Raw genomic sequence first — 6,578 nt, 5'->3', positions numbered from 1 at the left:
TGAGTTGCATACCGTCGCCCGCAACAAGCTCAAAAGCGCTCAACACCGGCCTTCGATCATCGCCGCGTGCTGGGTTCAGGCAACGTTGTGGTGATGTCATGATTTACGGAAAGATCAATAGTAAGCGCTGTCCCGGCCGAGGCGGAGGGTGACCGTTCCCTCTACACTGCACGATAGTAGCATTGCGGAGTCCGCAGTGAACAAGGTTGTCAGCGCATGCCGTGGATGCAACGGACGCGTCCGACGGGCGAGGCGCGCACTGCGAAAATGCTGTCGATCGCGTTGCGATGTGGTGCGAGCGTGCCAGACAGTCGCGTGCACGGATAGAGCCAGAAGGAGGAAGCGAATGGAGCTCCGGCAGTTGCGGTATTTCCTGCAGGTGGTCGAACTCGGCAGCATGGGAAAGGCCGCGCAGAAGCTGGACGTGGGCACGTCGGCCCTTAGTCAGCAGATTAGCAGGCTCGAAGGGGAATTGGCGACACGGTTGTTGCAGCGCACATCCACCGGCGTGGTGCCAACGGACGCTGGCCTGGCTTTTTGGCGGCAGGCGCAACTGGCCGTGCGCCATGCCGACGATGCTGTCCGTGCCGCGCAGCTTGCGAGACTGTCGGGCCATGTCAGCGTCGGTATGGCGCCCAGTACGATCTCCGTACTCGGCTTGCCCTTCATGCAGGCCATGAGGGATCGCTACCCTGACATCCGGCTCCATCTGGTGGAAAGTCTGTCGGGCAACCTGGCCACCATGATCGATACTCGCCAACTCGACCTGGCCATCCTGTTCCAGGCGGACGGACACCACCGCTGGAGTGTGGCGCCACTGCTCACCGAACGCCTTTTTCTCATCTCCCGGCGCGACATGCCTGGCATGCCCGCGGGAAAAACCGCGAAGCTGGCGCAGTTGCGCGACTTGCCGCTGATTCTGCCAAGCAGTCCGCACGGATTGCGGTCAGTGCTCGACGTGGCGTTTGCCAGGGGAAAATTCCAGCCAAACCTGGTGGCCGAGATAGACGGACTGGCGATGCTAATGGATGCCGTACGGGCCGGCTTCGGGGCGACGGTGCAGCCCGGCGCGGCAGTCGCACGACTCGGCGGCGAGCCGCTGGCCATGATCCCCATTGCGGACGCCGCGGCCCGTCGCCCCAACGTGCTGGCCAGCTTGTCGGACGAAGAACTGTCGCCGGCCGGGCTCGCTGCGCGCGGCACGCTGGCTTCCGTCGCGCGGGAACTGGTGCTGAGCGGAAGTTGGCAAGGGGCGACCCTTCACGATTCGTAAACACCTCTTTTCCGTTCCCTTCTGGCGGGCGCCCGCCCCGCTCAGTACAGTCGCAGCCAACAATCGGAGACTGTACTCATGTGGGACGTACTCGTAATCGGCGGGGGCAACGCGGCACTGTGCGCCGCCCTCATGGCGCGCGAAGCTGGCGCCAGTGTGCTGCTGCTGGAAGCGGCCCCCAAGGCCTGGCGCGGCGGCAACTCCCAGCACACCCGCAATCTGCGCTGCATGCACGATGCGCCCCAGGATGTGCTGGTCGACAGCTACCCCGAGGAGGAGTACTGGCAAGACTTGCTCAAGGTCACCGGCGGCATCACCAATGAGGCGCTGGCGCGGCTGGTGATCCGCGCTTCATCGACCTGCCGCCCCTGGATGCGCCGCCACGGCGTACATTTCCAGCCGCCCCTGTCGGGCGCGCTGCATGTAGCCCGGACCAATGCGTTCTTCATGGGCGGCGGCAAGGCCCTGGTGAACGCCTACTATCGCAGCGCCGAAAACCTCGGGGTGGAGATCCGCTACGAAACACCGGTCGATGCCATCGAACTCGATGGCAGCCGGTTTATGGCCGCGCGCAGCGGCGCACACCGCTTCGAGGCGCGCACCTGCGTGCTGGCGGCGGGCGGCTTCGAATCGAACCGGGAATGGCTGCGCGAAGCGTGGGGCCGCAACGAGCGCGGCGAATGGCCGGCCGACAACTTCCTGATCCGCGGCACCCGGTTCAATACGGGTGTACTGCTCAAGCACATGATCGAGGCAGGAGCCGATGCCATCGGCGACCCGTCGCAATCGCACTGTGTGGCTATCGACGCGCGCGCGCCGCTGTATGACGGCGGCATCTGCACGCGCATCGATTGCGTGTCACTCGGCGTGGTGGTGAACCGCGAAGCGGAGCGCTTCTATGACGAAGGAGAGGACTTCTGGCCGAAGCGCTACGCGATCTGGGGCCGTCTGGTCGCCCAGCAACCGGGCCAGATTGCTTACTCCATCATCGATGCCAAGGCCATCGGCCGCTTCATGCCGCCGGTCTTCCCCGGCACGGTGGCCGACACACTGCCCGAACTGGCGCGCAAGCTCGGCCTGCCGGAGCAGTCGTTCGTGAAAAGCGTGACCGACTACAACGCCGCGTGCCGCATTGGCACTTTCGACCATACGGCGCTGGACGACTGCCGCACCGAAGGGCTGATCCCGCCCAAGACGCACTGGGCGCGTCCCATCGACACCGCGCCTTTCTACGGTTATGCACTGCGTCCCGGCATCACCTTCACCTATCTCGGCCTTAAGGTCGACGAGCACGCCGCCGTCCATTTTGGAGGTGAGCCGAGCGACAACCTGTTCGTGGCCGGCGAGATGATGGCCGGCAACGTGCTGGGCAAGGGCTACACGGCGGGCGTTGGCATGTCCATCGGCACCGCGTTCGGCCGAATTGCAGGCACCCGGGCCGCGCGCGCGGCCGCACAAGCGAAAGGAGTACAACATGAAGCAGCTTGAGGCGCTGGTGCGCGAGGCCGGCGAAACGGCGGTGGGGGCCGTGGAGACGGCGGGCGACATCCGTCAAACGGGCGGTCGGAAGATCATCCCCATCCAGGTGCTGCCGCTGACCGGCAATGAAGCCGAAGTTGCCCGTCAGATGCAGATTTGCAATGCCTGTCGTTACTGCGAAGGCTTTTGCGCGGTGTTCCCGGCCATGACGCGGCGCTTGTCATTCGGCAAGGCGGACGTGAACTACCTGGCCAACCTGTGCCACAACTGTGGGGCTTGCTACCACGCCTGCCAGTACGCGCCGCCGCACGAATTCGCGGTGAACGTGCCGCAGGCCATGGCTCGCGTACGTGGGGAGACCTACGCCGAATATGCATGGCCGGCGCCGCTGGGCGCACTGTACCGGCGCAACGGCCTCACCGTCGCGCTGGCTCTTGCTTTCGGCCTGGCTTTGTTCCTGCTGCTGGCCATTTCGCGCCACGGCGCCTTGTGGCACGCGCCGCTGGCCGGCAATTTCTACGCGATCTTTCCGCACAACATGATGGCTGCGATGTTCGGGGCAGTGTTCGGCTTCGCGGTGCTCTCGCTGGGCATTGGCATACGGACGTTCTGGCGCGATATATCGCCGGGCCGTGCCACCCCGCCCGCGCTGGGCGAGGCTGCGCGTGACGCGCTCACGCTCACCTACCTCGACGGCGGACACGGCCAGGGTTGCAACGAGCAGGACGACCGATTCACGCTGGCGCGCCGCCGCTTCCACCACCTGACATTCTACGGCTTCATGGCCTGTTTCGCCTCCACTGGCGTGGCCACGCTGTACCACTACCTGCTGGACCTCCACGCGCCGTATCCGGTGACGAGCCTGCCGGTGATCCTCGGCACCGCCGGCGGCATCGGGCTATTGATTGGGCCGGCCGGCCTGCTGTGGCTGAACCTGCGGCGCGACCCCAACCGGGGTGATGCCGCCCAGCGGCCCATGGATCGCGGCTTCATTGCGCTCCTGCTGTTGACCGCAGCTACCGGGCTTGGCCTGCTGGCCGGTCGCGAGACCGGAGCCATGGCGATGCTGCTGGCCATCCACCTTGGCGTGGTGATGGCGCTGTTCGCCACGCTGCCATTCGGCAAGTTCGCCCACGGCATCTACCGCTGCGCGGCTCTTCTGAAGTCGTCCATCGAAAAGCGCCAGCCCAATACGTTGCAGCTCGGCTCCGACTGAGGCAGTGCAGCACTGAAGAACCGCAACGCCGACAAGAAAATCATCGAACCTCAAGGAGACCGTCACATGTCCGACATGACCCGCCGCACCGCCATCGCCTGTCTGGTAGGCGCAACCCTCGCACTCGGCAGCATGGTGCCGGCTGCGGCACAAGGTTGGCCGGAGAAGCCCGTCACTGTCGTGGTGCCCTTCGCTTCCGGCGGTACCACCGACATAATTGCCCGCACCATTGGCCACAAGATGGGCGAGTCGTTGCACCAGCCGGTGGTGGTGGACAACCGCCCGGGCGCCGGAGGCACGCTCGGCGCGAGCAACGTGGCGCGCGCCACGCCCGACGGCTACATGCTGCTGCTTGCCACCGTCGCGCACACGATGGCGCCCGGCATTTACAAGAAACTGCCGTACGATTTCACGCGCGACCTGGTGCCGGTCGGCCTGGTGGCGTTGACCCCGAACGTGCTGCTGGTCAGCCCATCGCTGCCCGTCAAGTCGGTGGCGGAGCTGATCGCCTATATCAAGTCGCATCCGGGTAAGGTCAACTATGGATCGGCTGGCCCCGGCAGCACAGAGCATCTTTCTGGCGAACTGTTCCGGTCGATGACTGGCACCGACATTGTTCACGTCCCATACAAGGGCGGCGCGCCGATGATGACCGACCTGATCGCCGGGCAGATCCAGATGGCGGTGGAGACGAGTCCCTCGGCAGCCCCACACGTCCGCTCGGGCAAGCTCCGGGCGCTGGCGGTGACCACGGCGAAGCGTTCCTCGGCCTATCCCGGCGTGCCCACGCTGGAGGAAAGCGGCATCAAGGGCTACGAGGTGACCACGTGGTATGCGCTGATGGCGCCTCGTGGCACACCCGAGGCGGTCACCCGGCGGCTGGGCACGGAACTAGCCAAGGCGCTGCAACAGCCAGATGTATTAAAGCGCTTCGAAGAGCAGGGCGTGACGGCTGGCGACATGACACCAGCGAAGCTTGCCGAGTTCATCCGGCAGGAAACAGAGCGCTGGAGCCGGGTGTCCAAGACGGCGGGTGTGACTGCCGACTGATTGCGCAGCGCTAAAGTACTGAATTAGGTTCGGACGAGCAGTGCGCTGCCGATTATCAAGGCGGCGACCATCGCGCTGGCCCACAGCCCAGTCAGCTTGCTCGAGCGCTTCGCGGGCCGACATATCGCCCGTTCGGACTGATGAAACTCTCCCAGACCACCTCTGTAAAGCTTCTCCCAGCGCATTTCCATTGTGAACCTCCCTTCTACAGCTCAATTGTTAAACTTGCCGACTGCCTTTGCAATAGGGGATTGGCGAGAATAGGCCCTGGTATGGCTTGTCTCTCGCAGAGGCCGAGGTAGGAGGCTCTTGGGAGTCTGGTTCAACAGTTGGGTTTGCTCGACCGGCTCACGGCGATGGTCTTGAACGAGCTCGAATGATTCGCTAGCAGGCCCGCGTTAGATGAGGGCAGGTCGTACGCAATCGCAAGCTCGGGCGTTGCACGCGCTGGGCCACGCCCTCGGTGGTGAGGCGGCAGCCAGGCTTGCTAACGTCCTGGGCTTGCGCACCAGTGCCGACACCGTGCTGCGGGAGTTGANCTGAGCGCAAGCGCAAACCACGACCGCGGGTCGTCGGCATCGATGACTGGGCGATCGCGCGCGGTCACCAGTACGGAACGATCATCGTCGACCTGGAGCGACGTGAGCCGATCGAAGTGTTCGCAGGCAGGGAAGGAACTGCGGTGGCCGTGTGGATGCGTGCGCACCCATCGATCGAGATCGTCGCCAGGGACCGGGCCTGGGCCTACTCCGAGGCAGTCGACATCGCGCTGCCGGCAGCCACGCAAGTCTCGGATCGCTGGCATCTACTGTGCAACTTGCGCGACAACGTCGAGAGACTGCTGTACCGACTCGGACCGCAACTGCGCCAAGCTGCGCAGCAAGTCGAGGTCGATGGCGTGACCCTGGGACGGCAGCGGGAGCTGAGCCGCAACTCACTGTGGTCATGGCAGCGCCTGAGCGATCAGCGACGCGCCTCGCGGGTGGAGCTGTGCGAGCGGGTGATGGCGCTACACGCGCAGGGTGGCACAATGAAAGGAATCGGGTGCGAGCTCTCAATCGACCATCGAACCGTGCGCAACTTCATCACCGCGGGGGCATTCCCCGAGCGCGCACCCAGGGCACGGGGTCCGACGCCTTTAGAGCAGGGCGGCGGCCAATAGAGGATCGTTTCTCGATCTTCGCTTCCTGCGCGCTTTGTCCGGCTGGCAGAATCCGACCGCCTTACCATCACGCTGCGCATCGACGGGGTCGCGGCCACCGCGCTGGCCGGCGACACGCTGCTGGTCGCCTTGCTCACCCATGGCCGGTGCGTGCGCGACAGCGATGCACTCGCGTGGCAAATTGCGATTCTATTTGACGGCTTATTTTGAATTGGTAAGGAGCCTCGCCTTCAGGCCACTGGCACGATTCCGTGCCATCATGGTTTGCAATGTCCGTCCAGCTTCCAAGAAGGAGGGAAACCATGAACACGATTGCTCGCATTGGTGTCGACCTTGCCAAGAACGTCATGCAGATCCATGCAGTCGACCAGTCTGGCCACATCGTCACGCGTAAGGCG

At 64.5% G+C, this 6,578-nt stretch carries 4 protein-coding genes and 2 pseudogenes; all 6 read left to right on the top strand.

What is annotated here, in order from left to right:
* Positions 1 to 346: 346 nt before the first annotated feature.
* Entirely contained in the window at positions 347 to 1,273 is a 927-nt protein-coding gene (locus DN412_RS41800) for a LysR family transcriptional regulator (RefSeq protein WP_115216850.1), read from the top strand.
* A 78-nt stretch (positions 1,274 to 1,351) separates the two neighbouring features.
* On the top strand, positions 1,352 to 2,761 hold the full coding sequence (gene tcuA, locus DN412_RS41795) for an FAD-dependent tricarballylate dehydrogenase TcuA (protein ID WP_115216849.1): 1,410 nt from the start codon (positions 1,352 to 1,354) through the stop codon (positions 2,759 to 2,761).
* Entirely contained in the window at positions 2,748 to 3,968 is a 1,221-nt protein-coding gene (gene tcuB, locus DN412_RS41790; RefSeq protein WP_115216848.1) for a tricarballylate utilization 4Fe-4S protein TcuB, read from the top strand. Before tcuA ends, tcuB begins: the two co-directional genes overlap by 14 nt.
* 66 nt (positions 3,969 to 4,034) lie before the next feature.
* Positions 4,035 to 5,018, top strand: a complete 984-nt coding sequence (locus tag DN412_RS41785; protein WP_115216847.1) for a Bug family tripartite tricarboxylate transporter substrate binding protein — start codon at positions 4,035 to 4,037, stop codon at positions 5,016 to 5,018.
* A gap of 414 nt (positions 5,019 to 5,432) precedes the next feature.
* Positions 5,433 to 6,162 (top strand): annotated as a pseudogene (locus DN412_RS41780) (ISL3 family transposase); the annotation flags it as partial.
* Between the two features lie 21 nt (positions 6,163 to 6,183).
* A pseudogene (locus DN412_RS41775) lies at positions 6,184 to 6,345 on the top strand (2Fe-2S iron-sulfur cluster-binding protein); the annotation flags it as partial.
* Positions 6,346 to 6,578 lie beyond the last annotated feature (233 nt).

The organism is Cupriavidus lacunae, assembly GCF_003353055.1.
Lineage (GTDB): Bacteria > Pseudomonadota > Gammaproteobacteria > Burkholderiales > Burkholderiaceae > Cupriavidus > Cupriavidus lacunae.
Note: the sequence above shows the minus strand (reverse complement) of the source record. Positions and strands in the feature narration are given on the sequence as shown.

What these genes read in the sequence shown, in the direction of transcription:
- DN412_RS41785 (WP_115216847.1), top strand. Translation starts at nt 4,035, where the DNA reads ATGTCCGACATGACCCGCCGCACCGCCATCGCCTGTCTGGTAGGCGCA.
- tcuB (WP_115216848.1), top strand. Translation starts at nt 2,748, where the DNA reads ATGAAGCAGCTTGAGGCGCTGGTGCGCGAGGCCGGCGAAACGGCGGTG.
- tcuA (WP_115216849.1), top strand. Translation starts at nt 1,352, where the DNA reads ATGTGGGACGTACTCGTAATCGGCGGGGGCAACGCGGCACTGTGCGCC.
- DN412_RS41800 (WP_115216850.1), top strand. Translation starts at nt 347, where the DNA reads ATGGAGCTCCGGCAGTTGCGGTATTTCCTGCAGGTGGTCGAACTCGGC.